Below are 19,864 nucleotides of genomic sequence, written 5' to 3'. Positions count from 1 at the left end.
GCGGGGTCGCCTGCCGAGCAAGATGGCCACATCTATCCCCTTTTGTCCGTAACTATCGTTCTGTCGCAAGCGCCGCGCTGCCTAGAATCGATGCCAGGGCCCTGGTCCTCGATTTCTATTAATTGCCAATAAAAACAATTGGTTATACCTGAGTTGTGGATGGCGGGACGATCTCGGCTCTGCAGTGCGCAGCCACCAGGCCGGGGCCCAGTCCCGCCGGGAAAGGGCTGTCCGCCCCGCACGTCCACGGATCCACATGCCTTCGGAGAGCCGCCCATGCTGACGATCTACAGCGACGACCATCACCTGCACCACGGCAAGTTCGAGCTGATCGACGGCCAGCTCACGCCCTGCTTCGAGAAACCCAGCCGCGCCGACATGGTGCTGGCGCGGGCGCAGAAGGTGAAGCTGGGCGAGGTGGCGGCGCCGCGCGAGTTCGGCCTGGCGCCGATCCTGCGGGTGCACGACGAAGGCTTCGTGCATTTTCTCAGGGATGCCTGGGCCGAATGGCAGGCCCTGGGTCGCGACTACGACATGCTGCCGTTCACCTGGCCCAACCGCCGCCTGCGCCAGACCATTCCGGACTGCATCGACGGCAAGTTCGGCTACTACAGCTTCGACGCTGGCGTGCCGATCACCGCCGGCACCTGGCAGGCGGTGAGCAGCTCGGTGAACGTCGCACTGACTGGTCAGGCCGAGCTGGCCAAGGGCGCGCGCGGGGTGTTCTCGCTGTGCCGGCCGCCGGGCCACCATGCTGCGGCCGACTACATGGGCGGCTACTGCTACTTCAACAACGCCGCCATCGCCGCCCAGGCCATGCTCGACCAGGGCGCCAGCCGGGTGGCCATCCTCGATGTCGACTATCACCACGGCAACGGCACCCAGGACATCTTCTACGACCGTGCCGACGTGCTGTTCACCTCGATTCACGGCGACCCGCGCTTCGAGTACCCGTTCTTCCTCGGCTATGCCGACGAGAAGGGCGAGGGCGTCGGTCGCGGCTTCAACTTCAACTACCCGCTGGCCGCCGGCAGCGACTGGTCGGCCTGGAGCCTGGCGCTGGCCGCCGCCTGCCGGCAGATCGCCGCCTATGCGCCGGATGCGCTGATCGTCTCGCTGGGGGTGGATACCTTCAAGGAAGACCCGATCTCGCAGTTCAAGCTGGACAGCCCGGACTACCTGCGCATGGGCGAAGTTATCGGCGCGCTGGGTCTGCAGACCCTGTTCGTGATGGAAGGTGGTTATGCGGTGGAGGAGATCGGCATCAACGCGATCAACGTACTGCAGGGCTTCGACAGCGTCGTGCGCTGAGTCGTAGGGCGGGCGAAACCCGCGGCTCTTCCGTAGCGATGTGCCGCGCGGGTTGCACCCGCCCTACGCTCAGCCTTGCGGTGCGGTGAAGGGCTCATCCTTGCGGAACACGTAGAACAGGTTCGGCTCGCTGACCATGTAGATGGTGCCTTCCTCGTCCATGGCCACGCCTTCGGCGCGTGGGATGCGGCTTTCCAGGCCGCTCTGGCCGCCGAGCAGGCTGATGAAGCTGACCGGCTCGCCCTTCTCGTCCAGCTCCAGCAGCAGGCGCGACTGGGCGGAAAGGGCGAGGATATGACCGGTGCGCGGGTCGACGCTGAGCGCCGACAGGTTGCGCATGCCCAGGCCGTAGCTCGGCAGCGGTCGCAGCTCCTGGTCGAGCAGGCGCTGGCCGTCGCTGCCCAGGCTGAACATGGCGGTGGGGGCGCGCTCCTTGCCCAGCAGCAGACGCTGCTGCGCCGGGTCCCAGGCGATGCCCTCGAAGCCCTTGTTGCCGGCGTCCGGGAAGCCCAGGTCGAAGGGCTTGGCGTCGGCCAGGTCGAGTTCGCGGGTCTGCGGGTCCAGCTCGAAGATCGACAGGTTGCGCTTGCGCTCGTCGGTCAGCGCGATCATGCCGTTTTCCAGCACGGCCACACCTTCCGGATTGGCGAAGCCCTTGAGGGCGATGCGCCGCAGCACTTCGCCGCTGCGGCTCAGCTCGACCAGCATCGGCAACTTGCCGGTGACGGTGAACAGGGTGCCGGTGAGCGGGCTGTAGGCCAGGTCGGAGGCCTCGTCGTTCTCCAGGCCGGCCAGCGGCTTGCCCTCGATGCTGGCGCTGTAGCCGGGCAGCCAGATGCTGGCGGCACGCTCGGCGGCGGGCATCTGCTGCTCCTTGAGCCAGAGCAGGGTACGGTCGTCCCAGTGCAGGTAACGGGTCAGGGCGGCGGTGCAGGCGAGGGCGATGACCAACGCCAGGGTCAGGCGGCGTCGGCGCGGCAGGGATAGGGCGAGAGGCATCGAATACTGCTCGGGAGGTCGAGCCTCTCAGACTACTTGGCAGGGGTGAAAGTTCTGTGAAGTGCGGCGGAATGGTCCGCCGCGTGTTCTCAGAGGACGCGAGTGGCGAAACGCGCCAGACCGACCAGTTCGATCTCCAGGCTTTCGCCGCTGGTCAGCGGGCTGACGCCGGCCGGGGTGCCGGTGGAGACCACGTCGCCCGGTTGCAGGCTGAAGTGGCCGGCGATGTGCTGGATCAGCGGGATGATCGGGTTGAGCATGTCGCGGCTGTTGCCGTCCTGGCGCAGCTGGCCGTCGATGCTCAGGCGGATGCCGATGTCGCGCACGTCTTCCACCGCGTCCGCGGCGACGAAGGGGGCCAGTACATAGGCACCGTCGAAGCTCTTGGCCAGTTCCCAGGGCAGGCCCTTCTCCTTGAGCTTGGCCTGCACGTCACGCAGGGTCAGGTCCAGGGCCGGGGCGTAGCCGGAGATGGCGTCGCGCACTTCCTCTTCGCTCGGCTGCTTCGACAGCGGCTTGCCGATCAGCACGGCGATTTCCGCCTCGAAGTGCACGGCGCCGCGCTCCTGCGGAATGACGAAGCCGTCATCCATTGGCACGGTGCAGCTGCCGGGCTTGATGAACAGCAGCGGCTCGCTGGGGATCGGGTTGTTCAGCTCGGCGGCGTGCTCGGCATAGTTGCGCCCGACGCAGACCACCTTGCCCAGCGGGAAGTGGATAGGGGTGCCGTCGATGTACTGGTGCTGGTAGCTCATGCTCATGCCTCGTAGGGCGGGTGAAACCCGCAAGCTGTCCTGGCGGGTTTCACCCGCCCTACGGATTCAGACGGGGAAAATTTTCCCAGGATTCATGATGCCGTTCGGGTCGAACACCGCCTTGATCGCCTTCATGTAGCCGATCTCCGCTTCCGAGCGGCTGTAGTGCAGGTAGTCGCGCTTGGTCATGCCCACGCCGTGCTCGGCGGAGATGGAGCCGTTGTACTTCTGTACGGTCTCGAACACCCACTGGTTGACGATCGCGCACTTGGCGAAGAACTCGTCCTTGGACAGGTTCTCCGGCTTGAGGATATTCAGGTGCAGGTTGCCGTCGCCGATATGGCCGAACCAGATCACCTCGAAGTCTGGGTAGTTCTCCCCGACAATGCGGTCGATGTCGTGCAGGAAGGCCGGCACCTGGCCGACGGTGACCGAGATGTCGTTCTTGTACGGGGTCCAGTGGCTGATGGTCTCGGAGATGTACTCGCGCAGCTTCCACAGGTTCTCCAGCTGCTGCTGGCTCTGGCTCATCACGCCGTCCAGCACCCAGCCCTGCTCGACGCAGTGCTCGAAGGTCTCCAGGGCCTGGTTGGCCACTTCCTCGGTGGTCGCCTCGAACTCCAGCAGGGCGTAGAACGGGCAGTCGGTGTCGAAGGCCGGCGGCACGTCGCCGCGGGCCAGGATCTTGGCCAGCGCCTTGTCGGAGAAGAACTCGAAGGCGGTCAGGTCCAGCTTGCCCTGGAAGGCGTGCAGCACCGGCATGATCGAGTCGAAGTCCGGGGTGCCGAGGACCATCGCGGTGAGATTCTTCGGCGCGCGCTCCAGGCGCATGGTGGCTTCCACGACGAAGCCCAGGGTGCCTTCGGCGCCGATGAACAGCTGGCGCATGTCGTAGCCGGTGGCGTTCTTGATCAGGTCGCGGTTCAGCTCCAGCAGCTCGCCGGTGCCGGTGACCACCTTGAGGCCGGCCACCCAGTTGCGGGTCATGCCGTAGCGGATCACCTTGATCCCGCCGGCATTGGTGCCGATGTTGCCGCCCAGCTGGCTGGAGCCGGAGGAGGCGAAGTCCACCGGGTAGTACAGGCCCTTGTCCTCGGCGAACAGCTGCAGCTGCTTGGTCACCACGCCCGGCTGGCACACCACGGTGCGGTCGTACTCGTTGAAGGCGAGGATCTGGTTCATGTAGTCGAACGCCACCACCACCTCGCCGTTGGCCGCCACGGCGGCGGCGGACAGGCCGGTGCGGCCGCCGGAGGGCACCAGGGCGACCTTGTGGGCGTTGGCCCAGCGCACGATGGCCTGCACCTGCTCGATGGTCTTGGGGAAGACGATGGCGGACGGCGCCGGGGCGAAGTGCTTGGTCCAATCCTTGCCGTAGGCGTTGAGGGAATCGGCATCGGTCAGCACCTTGCCGGGCTCCACCAGGGTCTTCAGCTCGTCGATCAGGGCAGGATTGGTCATCTGGGAACTCTCAAACGATTCATGGTCACCCTGAGAACGCTTCATCGGTCAGGGGTGGGCGTTTCGCGGGGCTCGTATGCTAGCATACGCACCCCGCCAATCGTGCCCCCGAGCCGATCCGCGGGCCCGGCCGCGGCCGCTTTCCTGACACTTTTTGTGGGACCACAGGTACTCCGATGAGCAAGACCTCTCTCGACAAGAGCAAGATCAAGTTCCTTCTGCTGGAAGGCGTGCACCAGAACGCCGTCGACACCCTGAAGGCCGCTGGCTACACCAACATCGAGTACCTCAAGGGCGCGCTGTCCGGCGACGAGCTGAAAGAGAAGATCGCCGATGCCCACTTCGTCGGCATCCGCTCGCGCACCCAGCTGACCGCCGAGGTCTTCGACTGCGCCAAGAAGCTGGTCGCCGTCGGCTGCTTCTGCATCGGTACCAACCAGGTCGACCTGGACGCCGCCCGCGAGCGCGGCATCGCCGTGTTCAACGCGCCCTATTCCAACACCCGCTCGGTGGCCGAGCTGGTGCTGGCCGAGGCCATCCTGCTGCTGCGCGGCATCCCCGAGAAGAACGCCTCCTGCCACCGCGGCGGCTGGATCAAGTCGGCGGCCAACTCCTTCGAGATCCGCGGCAAGAAGCTCGGCATCGTCGGCTACGGCTCGATCGGCACCCAGCTCTCGGTGCTGGCCGAGGCCCTGGGCATGCAGGTGTTCTTCTACGACACCGTGACCAAGCTGCCGCTGGGCAACGCCACCCAGATCGGCAACCTGCACGAGCTGCTGGGCCTGTGCGACATCGTGTCGCTGCACGTGCCGGAGCTGCCGTCCACCCAGTGGATGATCGGCGAGAAGGAAATCCGTGCCATGAAGAAGGGCGGCATCCTGATCAACGCCGCCCGCGGCACCGTGGTCGAGCTGGACCACCTGGCCCAGGCGATCAAGGACGAGCATCTGATCGGCGCCGCCATCGACGTGTTCCCGGTCGAGCCCAAGTCCAACGACGAAGAGTTCGAGAGCCCGCTGCGCGGCCTGGATCGCGTGATCCTGACCCCGCACATCGGCGGCTCCACCGCCGAGGCGCAGGCCAACATCGGCCTGGAAGTGGCCGAGAAGCTGGTCAAGTACAGTGACAACGGTACTTCGGTGTCCTCCGTGAACTTCCCGGAAGTCGCCCTGCCGGCGCACCCGGGCAAGCACCGCCTGCTGCACATCCACCAGAACGTGCCGGGCGTGATGAGCGAGATCAACAAGGTGTTCGCCGACAACGGCATCAACATCTCCGGCCAGTTCCTGCAGACCAACGACAAGGTCGGCTACGTGGTGATCGACGTCGACGCCGAGTACTCCGACCTGGCGCTGGAGAAGCTGCAGCACGTCACCGGCACCATCCGCAGCCGCGTGCTGTTCTAAAAACAGCCCGCAGCGCTACTGCGCGACACGCTGTAGCGCTGTTTGGGGATGAATCGAAAGGGAGGCCTCGGCCTCCCTTTTGCGTTTCAGCCCCGGCGCGCCTGCCACTGTGCCGGGGTGCAGCCCCACCAGCGACGGAACGCGCGGTAGAAGGGCGACAGCTCGGCGAAGCCGCAGGCCCTGGCCACCTCGCGGATGCCGCGGCCCTCGCCCAGCAGGGTCAGCGAACGCTGCCGGCGCAACTCCTCGAGCAGCGGGCGAAAGCCCGTGCCACGCGCCAGCAGGCCGCGCTGCAGGGCCGCCGGCGTGCTGCCCAGCGCCTGTGCGCAAGCGGCCAGATCGCAGCGTCCGCTGCCCAGCTGGCCGGCCTGCCAGTAGCGCACCCGGTTGACCAGCGAGTTGCCGGCCAGCTCGGTCAGCTGCTCGTCGGCGTGCCGGCGCAGCACGGCGAAGATCGCCGGTGCGGCATTGCGCGACGGCCTGTCGAGGAGCGCCGCCGGGAACTCCAGGGCATCGTGCTCGGCGTCGAAGCACGGGGTCAGGCCGAACAGCCGGCGATGCTCGTGCAGCCGCCGCGGCGCGCTGTGGCGCAGGCTCAGGCCGAGCAGTGGCACCGGCTGGCCGCACAGCTGCGCCAGGTGCTTGCCGAACAGCACCGCCAGGCACTCCATCTGCTGGCGCAGCGAGCCGTGCCCCAGGTAGTTGAGGTCGATGATCAGCCGCGCGCGCTCGCCCTGCACCTGCAGCGCCGCGGCGAAACCGCCGGAAATGATGTGCTGGTAGCGCACGAACACCTGCAGCGCCTCGCGCAGGTCGCGGCTGGCCAGCTGCAGGTAACTGACCACATCCAGCGGCCGTGGCTGCATGCGCTCGCCCAGATGCAGGCCGATGTCGGGGTCGCCGGTCAGCCGCGGCAGCGCCTGCCAGAACGGCGGCGCCAGGTCGTGGGGCTCGCGCGCCGCGCTGCTCGGCGGGCCCAGCGGGATGTCGCGGAAGGCGCGCCGGTAGATCTCCCCCGGCTCGAAGCCGAGCGCATCCAGCGCCTCGTACAGCAGCAGGCGCAGGGTGGCGGAGTGGGTCAGCGGCAGGTCGGCGGATGAGGTCATGGTGACCAGATATTTGCCGCTGGCGGTTTTTCGGTCAATGCGACGGCCGCCTCGGCTGCGCACAATCGACGCCATAACGACAAGGAACTCCCCGATGAAACGCAGCCTCACCCTGCTCGCCGTGGCGCTCGCCACCCTCACTGGCGCCGGCGCCTGGTACCTGGCCGGCAAGCAGCCGCAACGCGACGGCCAGCTGGCCCTCGCCGGCCTCGCCGCCCCGGTCTCGGTGCGCTACGACGAGCGTGGCGTGCCGCACATCCGCGCGCAGAACGAGGCCGACCTGTACCGCGCCCTCGGCTATGTGCAGGCACAGGACCGCCTGTTCCAGATGGAGATGCTGCGCCGCCTGGCCAACGGCGAGCTGGCCGAGGTGCTGGGTGACAAGCTGCTGCCCAGCGACCGCCTGTTCCGTACCCTGCGCCTGGCCGAGCATGCGCGCCAGTACGTGCATCGGGCCGAGCGCAGTGGTCCGGCCTGGCAGGCCCTGGAGGCCTACCTGGACGGCATCAACCAGTACCAGGCCAGCCATCCGCGGCCGCTGGAGTTCGACCTGCTGGGCATCCCCTCGCGCGACTTCCGCGTCGAGGACACCCTGGCCGTGGCCGGCTACATGGCCTACAGCTTCGCCGCCGCGTTCCGCACCGAGCCGGTGCTGACCCGGGTGCGCGACCAGCTGGGCGCCGAGTACCTCAGGATATTCGACCTCGACTGGCAGCCGCAGGGAGTGATCGCCCCGGCGCTGGCCGCCGGCGACTGGCAGGACCTCGGCGCACTGGCCCGGGTCAGCCACGAGGCGTTTCGCCAGGCCGGCCTGCCACAGTTCGAGGGCAGCAACGCCTGGGCCGTGGCCGGCAGCCGCACCGCCAGCGGCAAGCCGCTGCTGGCCGGCGACCCGCATATCCGCTTCGCCGTGCCGGCGGTGTGGTACGAGGCGCAGCTGAGCGCCCCGGGCTTCGACCTGTATGGCCACTTCCAGGCGCTCAACCCGACCGCCTCGCTGGGCTTCAACCGCGACTTCGCCTGGAGCATCACCATGTTCCAGAACGACGACCTCGACCTGATCGCCGAGAAGCTCAACCCGGACAACCCCGAGCAGGTCTGGTACCGGGGGCGCTGGGTCGAGCTGCAGCGCAGCGAGGAGGTGATCAGGGTCAAGGGCGGCGCCGACGTGCGCCTGAGCCTGCGCCGCTCGCCGCACGGGCCGATCGTCAACGACGCGCTGGCACCGGCCGCCGGGCAGACGCCGATCGCCCTGTGGTGGGCCTTTCTGGAGACCGACAACCCGATCCTCGAGGCCTTCTACCAGCTGGGCCGTGCCGACACCCTGGACAAGGCCCGCGCCGCCGCGGCGAAGATCCACGCCCCCGGCCTCAACGTGGTGTGGGCCAACGCCGCCGGCGACATCGGCTGGTGGGCGGCGGCCAAGCTGCCGCAGCGCCCGGCCGGGGTCAATCCGAGCTTCATCCTCGACGGCGCCAGCGACGAAGCCGACAAGCCCGGCTTCCACCCCTTCGCCGCCAACCCGCAGGAGGAGAATCCGCCGCGCGGCTATATCCTCTCGGCCAACCACCAGCCGCGCAACGCCCTGGAGGTACCCGGCTACTACAACCTGGCCGACCGTGCCCGGCGCCTGGACGAGCGCCTGCGCGACCCGGCGGTGAAGTGGGACCTGGCCAACAGCCAGGCACTGCAGCTGGACAGCGGCACCGGCTACGGCCCGCGCCTGCTGGCCCCGCTGCTGGCGTACCTGCGTGGTGCCGCGCGCGATGCCGACGAGCGCGAGCTGGTCGAGCGGCTGGCCGCCTGGGACGGCGACCACCGCCTCGACTCGGTGGCCGCCAGCCTGTTCAACCAGTTCCTCTATGAACTGGCCCGTGGCGCCCTGCACGACGAGCTGGGCGACGACTTCTTCGCCAGCCTGCTCTACACCCGCGTGCTCGACAGCGCCCTGCCGCGCCTGGCCGCCGATGCCGATTCGCCCTGGTGGGATGTGCGCGCCACCGAGGCCCGCGAGGGCCGTGCCGAGGTGGTGGCGAATGCCTGGCGGGGCACCCTGGAGCACCTGCGCCAGCAGCTGGGCGACGACAGCTCGGCCTGGCTCTGGGGCAAGGCGCACCAGCTGACCCACGGTCATCCACTGGGCCAGCAGAAGCCGCTGGATCGCCTGTTCAACGTCGGCCCCTTCGCCGCGCCGGGTGGCCACGAGACGCCCAACAACCTCTCGCACCGGGTCGGCCCGGCGCCCTGGGACGTGGTCTACGGCCCCTCGACCCGGCGCCTGATCGACCTGGCCGACGCCGGCAGGAGCCTGGGCATCAACCCGGTGGGGCAGAGCGGGGTGCTCTTCGACGAGCACTACGCCGACCAGGCCGAGGCCTACATGCGTGGTGACTACGTGCCGATGCGCCTGGCCGAGGCCGACGTGGCGGCGAACACGCGCAGCGAGCTGCTGCTGGTGCCCGCTACTGCACGGTGACGGTGATCCGCTCGGAGATCACCGGCGGCTGCAGCGGCACGTGGTTCTTGTCGCCGACCAGCAGCTGCAGGCTGTGGGTGCCCGGTGGCAGGGTCAGCTCGGTCTCGGTCTGGCCCTTGCCGAAATGCAGCACCTGCTCGCTGGCGGGCAGCGGCTGATCCATCGCCGGCGCCTCGGCGAGGTCCACCAGCAGGTGGTGGTGGCCGGTGCCGGGCAGGTCGACCCCGGCCGGTGCCACGCCCATGCCGGCGAGGCCGAACTTGACGCTGAAGGTCCGCGCCACGGTGGCGCCGTCGGCCGGTTCGATGAAGTACACCCGTGCCCCCTCCGGGGCCGGGCTGCGCGGTATCTCGGCGCTGGCGAGCAGCGGCAGGCCGGCCAGCAAGCCGGCCAGGGCGAGTGTGCGAAAAGCCTGGGACATGATGCGCTCCTGCTGAGGTGACTCGATAACGACCACGGCAGGCGCGCGCGGTTCAGTCGCCGCCACGCTCCAGGTGCGCCAGCTCGGCGGCCGCCGCGGTCAGCTCGGACTCGTTGAACACCTTCACCCCATGGCGCCTGAGCAGGGCGGCGGTGACGCCCTCGCCGGCGACCAGGGTGCCGCTGAAGCTGCCGTCGTAGCTCTGTGTATTGCCGCAGGACGGACTGCGCGCCTTGAGCACGGCGACCCGCAGGCCATGCTGGCGCACCAGCTGCAGGGCGATCCCGGCGCCGGCGACGAAGGCGGCGGTGACGTCCTCGCCGTCATCGGTCAGCACCGGCCGTGCGCCGTCCAGTACCTGACCGCCCTGGCCGCCCGGAATCTCCGCCGGCGCGCGCGGGGTCGGCAGGCCGCCGGCCACCTCCGGGCACAGGGGCACGATGCGGCCCTCGTCCTGCCAGCGCTGCAGCAGGTCATAGGGGCCGTGGGCGCCGCCGTCGTAGCGCACCCGGTGGCCGAGCAGGCAGCGGCTGACCAGCAGTTTCTCCATCATGCAGTCCTCCCGGGGACGTTAGCGGCGGCGGAACCAGCCGGTCAGCGACAGGCGTTCGCGGCTTGCCGGCAGCACCTCGTGGGGCAGCTCGGCGGACATGAACAGCACCAGGGTGCCGGCCGTCGGCAGCACGTCCAGTTCGCCGCCACCCTCTGGGTAGAGGCGCAGGGCGCCGCCCTGCTCGGGTTGCCAGTCGGCATTGAGGTAGAACACCGCCGACAGCGTGCGCCGGTCGTCGTCGCGGAAGCGGTCCAGGTGCTTCTGGTAGAAGGCGCCGGGCGGATACAGGGCGAAGTGGCTCTCGTAGTCCTCCAGGCCGAGGAAGAAGGCGCGGTTGAGCGCCTGGCGCAGCGCGTCCATGGCCGCCAGGTACTGGTCGCAGGCCTCGGCCTGGCCCGCCTCCAGCCACTGGATATGGTCGCCACGCACGCCTTCGCGCACCGCCAGGCCCTGGCCGCGGCCGGTGCCGGCCGGGTTCAGCGCGCCTTCGCGGGCGCGCCTGCGGCACTCCTCGGCCAGTTCGTGGGTCAGAGTGGCAGGCAGGAAAGCGTCCTGCCGCGACCAGCCGCGGCTGGCCAGGTCCTCGATGATCTGCGGCAAAAGCCGCTGCAGTTGTTCGTTGGGCATGCCGGGATTCTACCAGCCTGGCCCGCGCGCCCCTAGAATAGCGGCCTCAGACAGGAGTCCCCGATGCGTGTCCTCTTTGCTTGCCTCATGCTGCTGTGCAGCTTCGCCTTCGCCGCCGACGAGCATGCCCGGCTCTACCAGAGCGCCGGCTGGCCGCAGCAGCGCGCGCATTTCACCGATGCGCTGAAGGCCGCCCAGCAGCGCTACCAGGGCAGCCTGCCGCCGGCCGTGTACCAGGCCCTGGTGGACAACAGCAACCGCCGCTTCGAGCCGGCGGCCATGGAGCAGCGCGCCCAGGCCGCGCTGCGCATGCAGCTGGCCGACCCGCGTCCGGCCGTGCAGTTCTTCGAGTCGCCGCTGGGGCGGCGCATCGTCGCCGCGGAGACCCGCGCCACCGCCCGCGACCAGCTGATCGCCCATGCCAACGGCCTGCCGCGGGTGGAGGCCGATGCCACCCGGCGCCTGCTGATCCGCCACCTGGCCCAGGCCCTGCCGGCCACCGCCGCCGGTGCCGAGGTCAGCCTGGCCCTGGCCGGGGTCGCCGCCGACAGCCTCAGCTCGATGGTGCCCGGCCTGTTCGGTGGCGAGCAGGCGCAGATGCTGGTGCAGAGCCAGCGCGAGCGTCTGCAGCAGCAGATCGAGGCGGACATCGACAACACCCTGCTGCACGTCTACCGCGAGCTGTCCGACCCGGAGCTGGAGGAGTTCGTCGGCTTCGCCCAGTCCGCCGCCGGCAAGGCCTACTACCAGGCCGCGCTGGCCGCCCTGCGCGCCGGCCTGGCGGCGGGCGAGAGTGCCGCCGACCTGCAGCCGGCGCAGCAGGGCATCTGAGCCAGGCGAGCTAGCGCAGGCGCTCGCTGAGGAAGGCGAAGTACTGGCGGCGCAGCGCCTCGCGCTCGTTCACCAGGTGGTGGCGGGCGCCGGGCAGGCGCAGGATCTCCGGGCGGTCGAACTTGTCCTGCAGCACCTGCAGGTTGTGCCGCCAGTCCACCGTCATGTCGTCCTCACCCTGCACCACCAGTGGCTGCTGCAGGCTGCGCGGCGCCTTCTCGATGCGCGGTATCCATCGGGCCAGGGCGCCGACCCAGGCGGTGGGCAGGGTGCGCGGCTGCAGCGGGTCGCGGTGCTGCAGGAAGTCGAGGAACTCGGCGTCGGTGGAGTTCTCCGAGAAGCGCCGCGGAATCTCCGCCTTGAACGGCCCGAGCAGGTGGTAGCTGAGCTTCGACAGGCCCCAGGCGCGCGGGCGCACCAGCGGCGCCAGGAGGATGGTGGCGCCGGGCTCCGGGCGCGGCTCGCCGAGCAGCAGGTAGTCGAGCAGGATGGCGCCGCCGGTGCTCTGCCCGCACAGGTGCCAGGGTTGCGGCAGGTCGAGGCTGGCGGCCTCGGCGAACAGCGCCTGCAGGGTCTGCTGGTAGGTGGCGAAGTCGTCGATGCTGGCGCGGGCGCCGGCGGACAGGCCGTGGCCCGGCAGGTCGCAGGTCAGCACGGCGAGGTTCAGCCCCAGCGCCCAGTCGATCACATGGCGATACAGGCCCGTGTGGTCGTAGTAGCCGTGCAGCAGGATCAGGGTCGCCTGCGGCTGCGGCGGCAGCCACAGCTGGGCGACCAGCTCCAGGCCGGCGCAGTGGAAGCGCCCGAGGCGGCGCTGCACCGCACCGTGCTGCGGCAGGTCCAGGCCGTAGTAGCGCTGGTAGGCCTGCGCCTCGGCAGGCAACGTGGCGGCCGCGACCAAGGGTCGCAGGGCGGCGCGCAGGCGCTCGGGCTGGAAGGGCTCGGGCAGGGTCTGGGGCAGGGCGGTCATGGGCTTTCGCGGTTCCCGGGGTGATGGCCGATATTCAGCTGTCGGGCGCGGCGTGGCAAGCTAGCGGCCTTTCCCAGGTGCCCGCCGACCATGTCTCCCCGCCGCAAGACCCTGCTCGCCAGCCTCGTCGCCATCCTCTGGCTGGGCGCCATGCTGGCCGCCTTCTGGTGGTTCCAGGCCCGCTACATCCGCCCCTTCGAGGCGCGCACCGAACTGTTCTCCGGCGCCCAGCTGCGCCTGCCGGCCGAGCTGGCCGGGCCGGGGTCGATCCGCCTGGTGCACTTCTGGGACCCGGGCTGCCCGTGCAATGTCGGCAACCAGCAGCACCTTGGCGAGCTGCTGCAGGCCTACGCGCCGCGCGGTGTGCAGTTCTACGCGGTGCAGAAGGCCGGCAGCCAGGGGCGCCTGCCGGACAACCTGCAGGGCCTGCAGGCGCTGCAGGAACTGCCCGGCAGCGCGGACCTGCCGGCCAGCCCGGCGGTGGCTATCTGGGATGCCCAGGGCGACCTGGCCTACTTCGGCCCCTACAGCGAGGGCGCCCTGTGCACTTCGAGCAACAGCTTCATCGAGCCGATCCTCGAGGCCCTGGTGGCCGGGCGCAGGGTCAGGGCCGAGAGCAACCTGGCGGTGGGCTGCTTCTGCGACTGGCGCGAGCAGGGTTAGCCCGGCAGGCGGATCGATACCTCGCCGGCCGGCACGCCGCGATTATCGAAGCGCCGCTCCACCAGCTGCACGCCACCGTCGGCGCCCAGCAGTAGGGCAGTGCTGGCGCAGGTGCCATAGCCCGGCCCGACGATGAACATCGACGACAACAGCAGCTCCCAGTCCAGGCCGATACCGGTGTCCGGCAGCAACTCCCGCGGCGGGCGCCGTTCGTCGCGCAGCAAGTCCAGCAGGCGCTGTGGATGCGGGTCGGCGAGGCTGCCGGCGAGATGGGCGGTGGCGCGCAGGACCTTGGGCCAGGGCGTGTCCAGCTGGGCGTTGGACAGACCATAGAGGCCGGGCGCCAGGCGGCGCGCACAGCCCTCTTCCGAGTTGAAGAAGAACAGCCGGCGACGGTCGCCGAGCAGCAGGTTGAAGCCGCTGTAATCGCCCAGGCGCGGGCGCAGCCCGGCGAGGAAGGCCTCGGCATCCAGCGCGCCGCGCAGGAACTCCACCGGCAATTCGCCACGCGAGCGCGGCCCCTTGGCCTGGCGCGGGTCGCGGATGTTGGTCAGGGCGGCGAAGCGGCCGTCGCGGCTCACTCCCAGCCAGGTGCCGCCGGCCTGCAGGTCGCGCCCGGCATACAGCCCGGGGGCGTCCGCCCACTCGCCCAGCGGCAGGCTGGAACGCTCGTAGAACTCGTCACGGTTGGCCGCCAGCACCAGCGGGAGCGGGTGATCGGGGCGCCAGGCGAAAGCGATCAGGCACATGATGCGACTCCGGCACTCGGGCCCCCACTCTACGGAAATATCGCCGCGTCTGGCCATGCCCGGAGAGGCTCCGCTACCATGCCCGCCTGATCCGGGGGGGCTCATGGAATTTCTGCTCTATCTGCTGTTGGGCGCGGCGGCCGGCGTGCTGGCCGGGCTGTTCGGCGTCGGCGGCGGCATCATCATAGTGCCGGTGCTGGTGCTGAGCTTCACTGCCCAGGGCATCGACCCGGCCGTGCTGACCCACCTGGCCGTGGGCACCTCGCTGGCCACCATCGTCTTCACCTCGATCAACTCGGTGCTGGAGCACCAGCGCAAGGGCGCGGTGCTGTGGCCGATCTTCGCCTGGATGACCCTCGGCATCCTGCTCGGCGCCGGCCTCGGCTCGCTGACGGCGGCGGCGATCAACGGCCCGCTGCTGCAGCAGATCATCGGCGTGTTCGCCATCGTCATCGCCATCCAGATGGGCCTGGAGCTGAAACCCAAGGCCGGTCGCGCGGTCCCAGGCAAGCTCGGTTTGACCGCCGCCGGCGGGGTGATCGGCTGGGCCTCGGCCATCTTCGGCATCGGCGGCGGCTCGCTGACCGTGCCGTTCCTGACCTGGCGCAGCGTGTCCATGCAGCAGGCGGTGGCCACTTCCGCCGCCTGCGGCCTGCCGATTGCCGCTGCCAGTGCCCTGAGTTTCATGCTGATCGGTTGGGGCGAGCCGCAGCTGCCGCCGTGGAGCGCCGGTTTCGTCTACCTGCCGGCCATGGCCGGTATCGCCATTACCAGCATGTTCTTCGCCCGCTTCGGCGCGCGCCTGGCGCACAAGCTGTCGCCACGCCTGCTCAAGCGCCTGTTCGCCCTGCTGCTGCTCTGCGTGGGCGTGAATTTCCTGATCTAAGGAGTTTTGAATGCTGCCTTACCCGCAGATAGACCCGGTGGCGCTGGATCTCGGCATCATCAAGATCCACTGGTACGGCCTGATGTATCTGGTCGGCATCGGTGGCGCCTGGCTGCTGGCCAGCCGCCGGCTGCAGGACTTCGACCCGGCCTGGAGCAAGGAGAAGCTCTCCGACCTGGTGTTCTGGGTGGCCATGGGCGTGATCCTCGGCGGTCGCCTGGGCTACGTGCTGTTCTACGACCTGGCCGCCTACGTCGCCGAGCCGCTGAAGATCCTGCGGGTGTGGGAAGGCGGCATGTCCTTCCACGGTGGCCTGATCGGCGTGATGCTGGCCACCTGGCTGTTCGGCCGGCGCAACGACAAGAGCTTCTTCCAGCTGATGGACTTCATCGCCCCCCTGGTGCCGATCGGCCTGGGCGCCGGACGGATCGGCAACTTCATCAACGCCGAGCTGTGGGGCAAGGCCACCGACCTGCCCTGGGCCATGGTCTTCCCCACCGACCCGCAGCAGCTGGCCCGCCATCCCTCGCAGCTCTACCAGTTCGCCCTGGAAGGCGTGGCCCTGTTCCTCATCCTCTGGCTGTACTCGCGCAAGCCGCGCCCGACCATGGCAGTGTCCGGCCTGTTCGCCGCCTGCTACGGGGTGTTCCGCTTCATCGTCGAGTTCGTCCGCGTGCCGGACGCCCAGCTCGGCTACCTGGCGTGGAACTGGCTGACCATGGGCCAGGTGCTGTGCCTGCCGATGATCCTCGGCGGCATCGGCCTGATGGTCTGGGCCTACCGCCGCCAGGCGGCGGCCTGAAACCGGCCCGACTTGGTTAGAATTCGCGTTTTGCCTGGGCGCCACGGCGCCCGTGACCCTTCAGCGGAGCTGAGATGAAACAGTACCTCGACCTGATGCGCCTGGTGCGCGAGACCGGCACCTTCAAGAGCGACCGTACCGGCACCGGCACCTACTCGGTGTTCGGCCACCAGATGCGCTTCAACCTGGCCGACGGCTTCCCCCTGGTGACCACCAAGAAGTGCCACCTGAAATCCATCATCCACGAGCTGCTGTGGTTCCTCCAGGGCGACACCAACATCAAGTACCTGAAGGACAACGGCGTACGCATCTGGGACGAGTGGGCCGACGACAACGGCGACCTCGGCCCGGTGTACGGCTACCAGTGGCGCAGCTGGCCGGCGCCGAACGGCGAGTCGATCGACCAGATCAGCAAGCTGATCGAGATGATCCGGAAGAACCCGGACTCGCGCCGCCTGATCGTCTCGGCCTGGAACCCGGCGCTGGTGGATGAGATGGCCCTGCCGCCGTGCCACGCCCTGTTCCAGTTCTACGTCGCCGAGGGCCGCCTGAGCTGCCAGCTGTACCAGCGCTCGGCCGACATCTTCCTCGGCGTGCCGTTCAACATCGCCAGCTACGCCCTGCTGACCATGATGATCGCCCAGGTCTGCGACCTCGAACCGGGCGATTTCGTCTGGACCGGCGGTGACTGCCACCTGTACGCCAACCACCTCGAGCAGGCCGACCTGCAGCTGACCCGCGAGCCGCTGCCGCTGCCGACCATGAAGCTCAACCCCGCAGTGAAGGACCTGTTTGCCTTCCGCTTCGAGGACTTCGAGCTGCTCAACTACCAGGCCCACCCGCACATTCCCGCGCCGGTGGCGGTGTAACGCGGTCTAGCCGCCCAGCTCGGCCGCCAGGGCTTCCACCTGCGCGCGCCGCTCGCTCTGCTCCAGGCGTGCGCCAGGGTTGAGCGAGGACCACTCGGGGTGGGCGCGGGCCTTGTGCAGCGCCTGCGGCAGCGGCGCCTGGCGCCAGGCCTGGTCCTGCGGCGTGTCCAGGCGGATCGCCGTGGTCGCCGCGTGGCCGCGCTGCGCCAGCGCCGCCAGCAGCTGGCGTTGGCGCAGGGCGAGCAGGCGCAGCACCTGGTCGTCCACCGTCAGTTCGCGTTGCCCCCTGAACTTGCCGAGCAGGCGCCCGCCATAGTTGCGCGCGGTCTGCAGGCCGCCGCCGGCCAGTGCGCCGAGCAACGCGGCGGCGCCGAGGGTGATGCCGCCCACCAGCAGGTCGATGCCCACACCGGTGGCGGCGCCGGCGGCCATCCCGCCGCCGACCTTCACCCCCAGCTGGCGCAGGGTCTCGGGGTTGAACAGGTCGTCGCCCCAGCGTCCGTCCGTCAGCGGCAGCTCGCCGGCGCGGGCGTCGTCCGCGCGGAAGGCGTACAGGCGTAGCAGGGCCTCGACGCACTGCTGCTCGCGCTGGCGCACCGCCTGGTGCAGGGCGGCGATCTCGCCCCGCTCGATCGGCGCCTGGCCGGCCACGCTGCGGCGGCCGGCGGCGCAGTCCAGCAGCAGCTCGGCGATCAGCCGTGCGCCGGCCTGGCGGCGAGCCTCGGCCTGGGTCTCATGCTCGGCGATCAGGCGCTCCAGCTGCGGCCGCGCCGATTCGATCAGCAGGGCCAGGCTCTCGTACAGGCGCCGTTCGCCGTCCAGCGGCGGCGCCACCGTGTCGAACGCCACCCGCGCGTGCAGGCCCAGGCGGGCCAGCGCCTCGCGCCACTCGTCCTCGCGCTGGCTGGCGGCGTGGGAGAAGTTGAGCACCGGCAGCAGCGGCTTGCCGCAACCGGCCAGCACCGCCAGCTCGTCCTTGTACTTGGCCAGCACCGGCTCGCGGGCGTCGATCACATAGAGGCCGGCGTCGCTGGCCAGCAGCTGGCGCAGCACCTTGGCCTCCTGCTCGAAACGCTGGCGGGCCTCGGCGCCATCGAGGAAGCGGCCGATGCGCGCCGGGCCATCCAGCCGCTCACCGGGCCTGTCCAGGCGCTCCAGGTGTTCGAGCAGGGCGATGGCGTCTTCCAGGCCGGGGGTGTCGTACAGCTCCAGCAGTGCCTCGCCATCCACCGACAGGCGCGCGCCCTCGACGTGGCGGGTGGTGCTGGGGCGGTGCGAGACCTCGCCGAAGCCGACGTCGCGCAGCAGGGTGCGCAGCAGCGAGGTCTTGCCGACATTGGTGTGGCCGACCACGGCGAGTTTCAGCGGCCTGGTCATCGGCGGCCCTCTTCCTCGGCCCATCTCCCGCCGGCGGGCGAGGGCTGACTCCAGCTGGTCACAGAATGCACGGACTGCCCCCTCTGCCATTGATGGGCGAGGGCTGGGGAGAGGGTGCAATCAGTCATGGCCGCTCTCCAGCCAGGCCAGCGGCGCCGCGTCGGAGAAAGCCAGGCCCAGACGCTGCAGGGCCTCGTGCCAGTCGCCCAGGCGCTGGCTGTCCAGCGCCTCGCCGGGCGCCGGCGGCAGCAGCCAGATGCGCGTGGCGGCGGCCGTGCGCGACAGCTCGCCGAGCAGCGCCAGGGTGCCGCGGTCCGGCGAGCGGCGCGGGTCGACGGCCACCGCCAGGCGCGCCGGCGGGAAGCGGCCGAGCTGGTCGAGCAGGTGCTGGCGCTGCTCGCGGCTGTCCAGCACGCCGGCATCGGCCACCGCAGCGGGCAGCGGCGGCGGCCAGGGCCGGCGGTCGTCCAGCTCCACTGCCACCAGCAGGGCGCCGGCGCTGGCCTGCAGGTTGGCGCCGGCGCGGCTCTCGGGCAGGGCGGCGGGTGCCACGTCGATCACCCCGAGGCGCTCGGCGGGCGGCTGCAGGCGCTCGGCCAGCAGGCGATAGGCGGGGTCGTTCAGCTCCAGCGTCAGGCGGGCCTGGCCCCGCTGCCAGCGCCACAGACACAGCAGCAGAAGCAGGGCGCGCGGCAGCAGGCCGAACACCAGCAGCACGCCGAGCAGCCAGCCGGCCCAAGCATGGCGGGCGGCCTCGTCGGCCAGCGCGGCCTCGCCGCTGGCGCGGATGGTCTCCACGTCCGGCAGGTGGAAGCCGAGCAGGGCGGGCAGGCCGCCGAGCAGGTGGGTGAGTGCGACGAAGGTGTCGGCCGAGAGCAGGGTGGTCTCCCAGACGAAGCCATAGCGGCGGGTGCTCAGCAGCAGGAGCAGCATCATCAGGGCGGCGCCCAGCGCCAGCAGCCACAGGCCGTGCACCAGTGCGCCGAGCAGCCAGCGGTTGAGCCGTCGGCGCTGCAGCAGCAGGACCAGCGCCGGGCCGAGCTGGGCGGCCGCGGCGTCGCGCGCCAGCTTCTCGCTGAGCCACAACCACAGGCGGCCGAGGGCGGCCTGGTGTTCGCCGGCCAGCAGCAGGCCGAGCAGCCAGGCGAGCAGGGTGACGAGGTGCAGGCCGAGCAGGCTGCCCAGGGCCCAGAACAGGTTGACCGGGCTGCCGTCGCCCAAGGCGGCGAAGGCCAGGCCGACGCCGCCGGCCAGGGCCAGCAGGGCCAGCGCCAGCAGGGCCAGGCGCGCGCCCTGCAGCCAGTGCCGCAGCGCGCCGGTCTGGCCGTCGCGCGCGGCGAGGCTCAGGGCGCGGGCCTCGATGCGCACCGCCAGGTCGCCGCCGGCCTGGCGCGCCAGGCGGTTGGCCTCGGTGTCTTCCAGCGGGCCGGCATGTTCCTCGCGCAGGCGGATGGTCTCGCACAGCCAGAGGCGTTGCAGGCGCGAGCGGGGAGGCAGGGGACTGTCTGTCACGCGGCATTCCGTTTGCGGGTCGAGGTCCAAGCATAACCGCTGCGCTGCGCCCCGGGGGAAGCCCGGGTTGTGATGCCGCTGCGCCTGCGA

Annotated in this window: 19 protein-coding genes; 8 read left to right on the top strand and 11 right to left on the bottom strand. The window is 70.0% G+C overall.

The window, feature by feature from the left end:
* The first annotated feature begins 276 nt into the window (after window positions 1-276).
* A complete protein-coding gene (locus DMO17_RS01135; RefSeq protein WP_110680475.1) occupies window positions 277-1,311 on the top strand; it encodes a histone deacetylase family protein in 1,035 nt (344 codons plus the stop codon).
* A 69-nt stretch (window positions 1,312-1,380) separates the two neighbouring features.
* On the opposite strand, the gene DMO17_RS01130 is transcribed toward DMO17_RS01135, so the two are convergent.
* The 3 genes from DMO17_RS01130 to DMO17_RS01120 form a co-directional block, all read right to left on the bottom strand.
* Window positions 1,381-2,310, bottom strand: coding sequence for an SdiA-regulated domain-containing protein (locus tag DMO17_RS01130; RefSeq protein ID WP_110680474.1), 930 nt, complete (start codon window positions 2,308-2,310; stop codon window positions 1,381-1,383).
* An 89-nt stretch (window positions 2,311-2,399) separates the two neighbouring features.
* The gene (locus DMO17_RS01125) at window positions 2,400-3,065 is read right to left on the bottom strand and encodes a fumarylacetoacetate hydrolase family protein (protein WP_110680765.1); all 666 of its coding nucleotides are present in this window, start codon (window positions 3,063-3,065) and stop codon (window positions 2,400-2,402) included.
* Between the two features lie 66 nt (window positions 3,066-3,131).
* Window positions 3,132-4,526, bottom strand: coding sequence for an FAD-binding oxidoreductase (locus tag DMO17_RS01120; protein ID WP_110680473.1), 1,395 nt, complete (start codon window positions 4,524-4,526; stop codon window positions 3,132-3,134).
* Between the two features lie 176 nt (window positions 4,527-4,702).
* Between DMO17_RS01120 and serA the strand changes: the two genes are divergently transcribed.
* The gene (serA, locus tag DMO17_RS01115; protein ID WP_110680472.1) at window positions 4,703-5,932 is read left to right on the top strand and encodes a phosphoglycerate dehydrogenase; all 1,230 of its coding nucleotides are present in this window, start codon (window positions 4,703-4,705) and stop codon (window positions 5,930-5,932) included.
* A gap of 86 nt (window positions 5,933-6,018) precedes the next feature.
* Here serA and DMO17_RS01110 read toward each other — a convergent pair whose 3' ends face one another.
* Window positions 6,019-7,038 carry an AraC family transcriptional regulator gene (locus DMO17_RS01110; RefSeq protein WP_110680471.1) on the bottom strand — a complete coding sequence of 340 codons (1,020 nt, stop codon included), beginning with the start codon at window positions 7,036-7,038 and terminating at the stop codon, window positions 6,019-6,021.
* 94 nt (window positions 7,039-7,132) lie between these two features.
* On the opposite strand from DMO17_RS01110, the gene DMO17_RS01105 reads away from it, so the two are divergent.
* Entirely contained in the window at window positions 7,133-9,514 is a 2,382-nt protein-coding gene (locus tag DMO17_RS01105; protein ID WP_110680470.1) for a penicillin acylase family protein, read from the top strand.
* On the opposite strand, the gene DMO17_RS01100 is transcribed toward DMO17_RS01105, so the two are convergent.
* Genes DMO17_RS01100 through DMO17_RS01090 form a run of 3 tightly spaced genes read right to left on the bottom strand, consistent with a single transcriptional unit; the run spans window position 9,501 to window position 11,115 of the window.
* A complete protein-coding gene (locus DMO17_RS01100; protein ID WP_110680469.1) occupies window positions 9,501-9,935 on the bottom strand; it encodes a DUF4399 domain-containing protein in 435 nt (144 codons plus the stop codon). The two genes, DMO17_RS01105 and DMO17_RS01100, sit on opposite strands and share 14 nt — an antisense overlap.
* A gap of 52 nt (window positions 9,936-9,987) precedes the next feature.
* Entirely contained in the window at window positions 9,988-10,485 is a 498-nt protein-coding gene (locus DMO17_RS01095; protein WP_110680764.1) for a 2-thiouracil desulfurase family protein, read from the bottom strand.
* A gap of 21 nt (window positions 10,486-10,506) precedes the next feature.
* Window positions 10,507-11,115 carry a 2OG-Fe(II) oxygenase gene (locus tag DMO17_RS01090; RefSeq protein WP_110680468.1) on the bottom strand — a complete coding sequence of 203 codons (609 nt, stop codon included), beginning with the start codon at window positions 11,113-11,115 and terminating at the stop codon, window positions 10,507-10,509.
* 63 nt (window positions 11,116-11,178) lie between these two features.
* On the opposite strand from DMO17_RS01090, the gene DMO17_RS01085 reads away from it, so the two are divergent.
* On the top strand, window positions 11,179-11,946 hold the full coding sequence (locus DMO17_RS01085; protein ID WP_110680467.1) for a DUF2059 domain-containing protein: 768 nt from the start codon (window positions 11,179-11,181) through the stop codon (window positions 11,944-11,946).
* A gap of 10 nt (window positions 11,947-11,956) precedes the next feature.
* Here the strand turns inward: DMO17_RS01085 and bipL are convergent, their stop codons facing one another.
* Window positions 11,957-12,895, bottom strand: coding sequence for a phospholipase BipL (gene bipL / locus DMO17_RS01080; RefSeq protein ID WP_110680763.1), 939 nt, complete (start codon window positions 12,893-12,895; stop codon window positions 11,957-11,959).
* A 111-nt stretch (window positions 12,896-13,006) separates the two neighbouring features.
* On the opposite strand from bipL, the gene DMO17_RS01075 reads away from it, so the two are divergent.
* Entirely contained in the window at window positions 13,007-13,579 is a 573-nt protein-coding gene (locus DMO17_RS01075) for a DUF6436 domain-containing protein (protein WP_110680466.1), read from the top strand.
* On the opposite strand, the gene DMO17_RS01070 is transcribed toward DMO17_RS01075, so the two are convergent.
* Complete coding sequence (locus tag DMO17_RS01070; RefSeq protein ID WP_110680465.1) at window positions 13,576-14,328, bottom strand: NRDE family protein; 753 nt, start codon at window positions 14,326-14,328, stop codon at window positions 13,576-13,578. The genes DMO17_RS01075 and DMO17_RS01070 overlap by 4 nt on opposite strands.
* 103 nt (window positions 14,329-14,431) lie before the next feature.
* Between DMO17_RS01070 and DMO17_RS01065 the strand changes: the two genes are divergently transcribed.
* The 3 genes from DMO17_RS01065 to DMO17_RS01055 all read left to right on the top strand — a co-directional run bounded on the left by DMO17_RS01065 (window position 14,432) and on the right by DMO17_RS01055 (window position 16,885).
* Window positions 14,432-15,214 carry a sulfite exporter TauE/SafE family protein gene (locus tag DMO17_RS01065; RefSeq protein ID WP_110680464.1) on the top strand — a complete coding sequence of 261 codons (783 nt, stop codon included), beginning with the start codon at window positions 14,432-14,434 and terminating at the stop codon, window positions 15,212-15,214.
* 10 nt (window positions 15,215-15,224) lie between these two features.
* Window positions 15,225-16,016: a prolipoprotein diacylglyceryl transferase gene (gene lgt, locus DMO17_RS01060; RefSeq protein WP_110680463.1), complete on the top strand. Its 792-nt coding sequence runs from the start codon at window positions 15,225-15,227 to the stop codon at window positions 16,014-16,016.
* A gap of 74 nt (window positions 16,017-16,090) precedes the next feature.
* Window positions 16,091-16,885 (top strand): thymidylate synthase, encoded by a 795-nt coding sequence (locus DMO17_RS01055; protein ID WP_110680462.1) that lies wholly within the window; start codon window positions 16,091-16,093, stop codon window positions 16,883-16,885.
* Between the two features lie 6 nt (window positions 16,886-16,891).
* On the opposite strand, the gene DMO17_RS01050 is transcribed toward DMO17_RS01055, so the two are convergent.
* The gene (locus tag DMO17_RS01050) at window positions 16,892-18,262 is read right to left on the bottom strand and encodes a DUF3482 domain-containing protein (RefSeq protein ID WP_110680461.1); all 1,371 of its coding nucleotides are present in this window, start codon (window positions 18,260-18,262) and stop codon (window positions 16,892-16,894) included.
* A gap of 120 nt (window positions 18,263-18,382) precedes the next feature.
* Window positions 18,383-19,774 carry a DUF2868 domain-containing protein gene (locus tag DMO17_RS01045; RefSeq protein WP_375537996.1) on the bottom strand — a complete coding sequence of 464 codons (1,392 nt, stop codon included), beginning with the start codon at window positions 19,772-19,774 and terminating at the stop codon, window positions 18,383-18,385.
* Between the last annotated feature and the right edge of the window lie 90 nt (window positions 19,775-19,864).

The organism is Aquipseudomonas alcaligenes (assembly GCF_003205495.1).
Classification (GTDB): Bacteria; Pseudomonadota; Gammaproteobacteria; order Pseudomonadales; family Pseudomonadaceae; genus Aquipseudomonas; species Aquipseudomonas alcaligenes_B.
The sequence above is the reverse complement of the archived record's forward strand: the minus strand, read 5'-3'. Positions and strand labels throughout refer to the sequence as shown.

Bases quoted from the DNA above. Each gene is read 5' to 3' on its own strand.
- DMO17_RS01085 (WP_110680467.1), top strand. From the start codon at position 11,179: ATGCGTGTCCTCTTTGCTTGCCTCATGCTGCTGTGCAGCTTCGCCTTC.
- DMO17_RS01105 (WP_110680470.1), top strand. From the start codon at position 7,133: ATGAAACGCAGCCTCACCCTGCTCGCCGTGGCGCTCGCCACCCTCACT.
- DMO17_RS01110 (WP_110680471.1), bottom strand. From the start codon at position 7,038: ATGACCTCATCCGCCGACCTGCCGCTGACCCACTCCGCCACCCTGCGC.
- DMO17_RS01065 (WP_110680464.1), top strand. From the start codon at position 14,432: ATGGAATTTCTGCTCTATCTGCTGTTGGGCGCGGCGGCCGGCGTGCTG.
- DMO17_RS01120 (WP_110680473.1), bottom strand. From the start codon at position 4,526: ATGACCAATCCTGCCCTGATCGACGAGCTGAAGACCCTGGTGGAGCCC.
- DMO17_RS01135 (WP_110680475.1), top strand. From the start codon at position 277: ATGCTGACGATCTACAGCGACGACCATCACCTGCACCACGGCAAGTTC.
- DMO17_RS01090 (WP_110680468.1), bottom strand. From the start codon at position 11,115: ATGCCCAACGAACAACTGCAGCGGCTTTTGCCGCAGATCATCGAGGAC.
- DMO17_RS01070 (WP_110680465.1), bottom strand. From the start codon at position 14,328: ATGTGCCTGATCGCTTTCGCCTGGCGCCCCGATCACCCGCTCCCGCTG.
- DMO17_RS01130 (WP_110680474.1), bottom strand. From the start codon at position 2,310: ATGCCTCTCGCCCTATCCCTGCCGCGCCGACGCCGCCTGACCCTGGCG.
- DMO17_RS01050 (WP_110680461.1), bottom strand. From the start codon at position 18,262: ATGACCAGGCCGCTGAAACTCGCCGTGGTCGGCCACACCAATGTCGGC.
- DMO17_RS01055 (WP_110680462.1), top strand. From the start codon at position 16,091: ATGAAACAGTACCTCGACCTGATGCGCCTGGTGCGCGAGACCGGCACC.
- serA (WP_110680472.1), top strand. From the start codon at position 4,703: ATGAGCAAGACCTCTCTCGACAAGAGCAAGATCAAGTTCCTTCTGCTG.
- lgt (WP_110680463.1), top strand. From the start codon at position 15,225: ATGCTGCCTTACCCGCAGATAGACCCGGTGGCGCTGGATCTCGGCATC.
- DMO17_RS01095 (WP_110680764.1), bottom strand. From the start codon at position 10,485: ATGGAGAAACTGCTGGTCAGCCGCTGCCTGCTCGGCCACCGGGTGCGC.
- DMO17_RS01075 (WP_110680466.1), top strand. From the start codon at position 13,007: ATGTCTCCCCGCCGCAAGACCCTGCTCGCCAGCCTCGTCGCCATCCTC.
- DMO17_RS01100 (WP_110680469.1), bottom strand. From the start codon at position 9,935: ATGTCCCAGGCTTTTCGCACACTCGCCCTGGCCGGCTTGCTGGCCGGC.
- DMO17_RS01125 (WP_110680765.1), bottom strand. From the start codon at position 3,065: ATGAGCTACCAGCACCAGTACATCGACGGCACCCCTATCCACTTCCCG.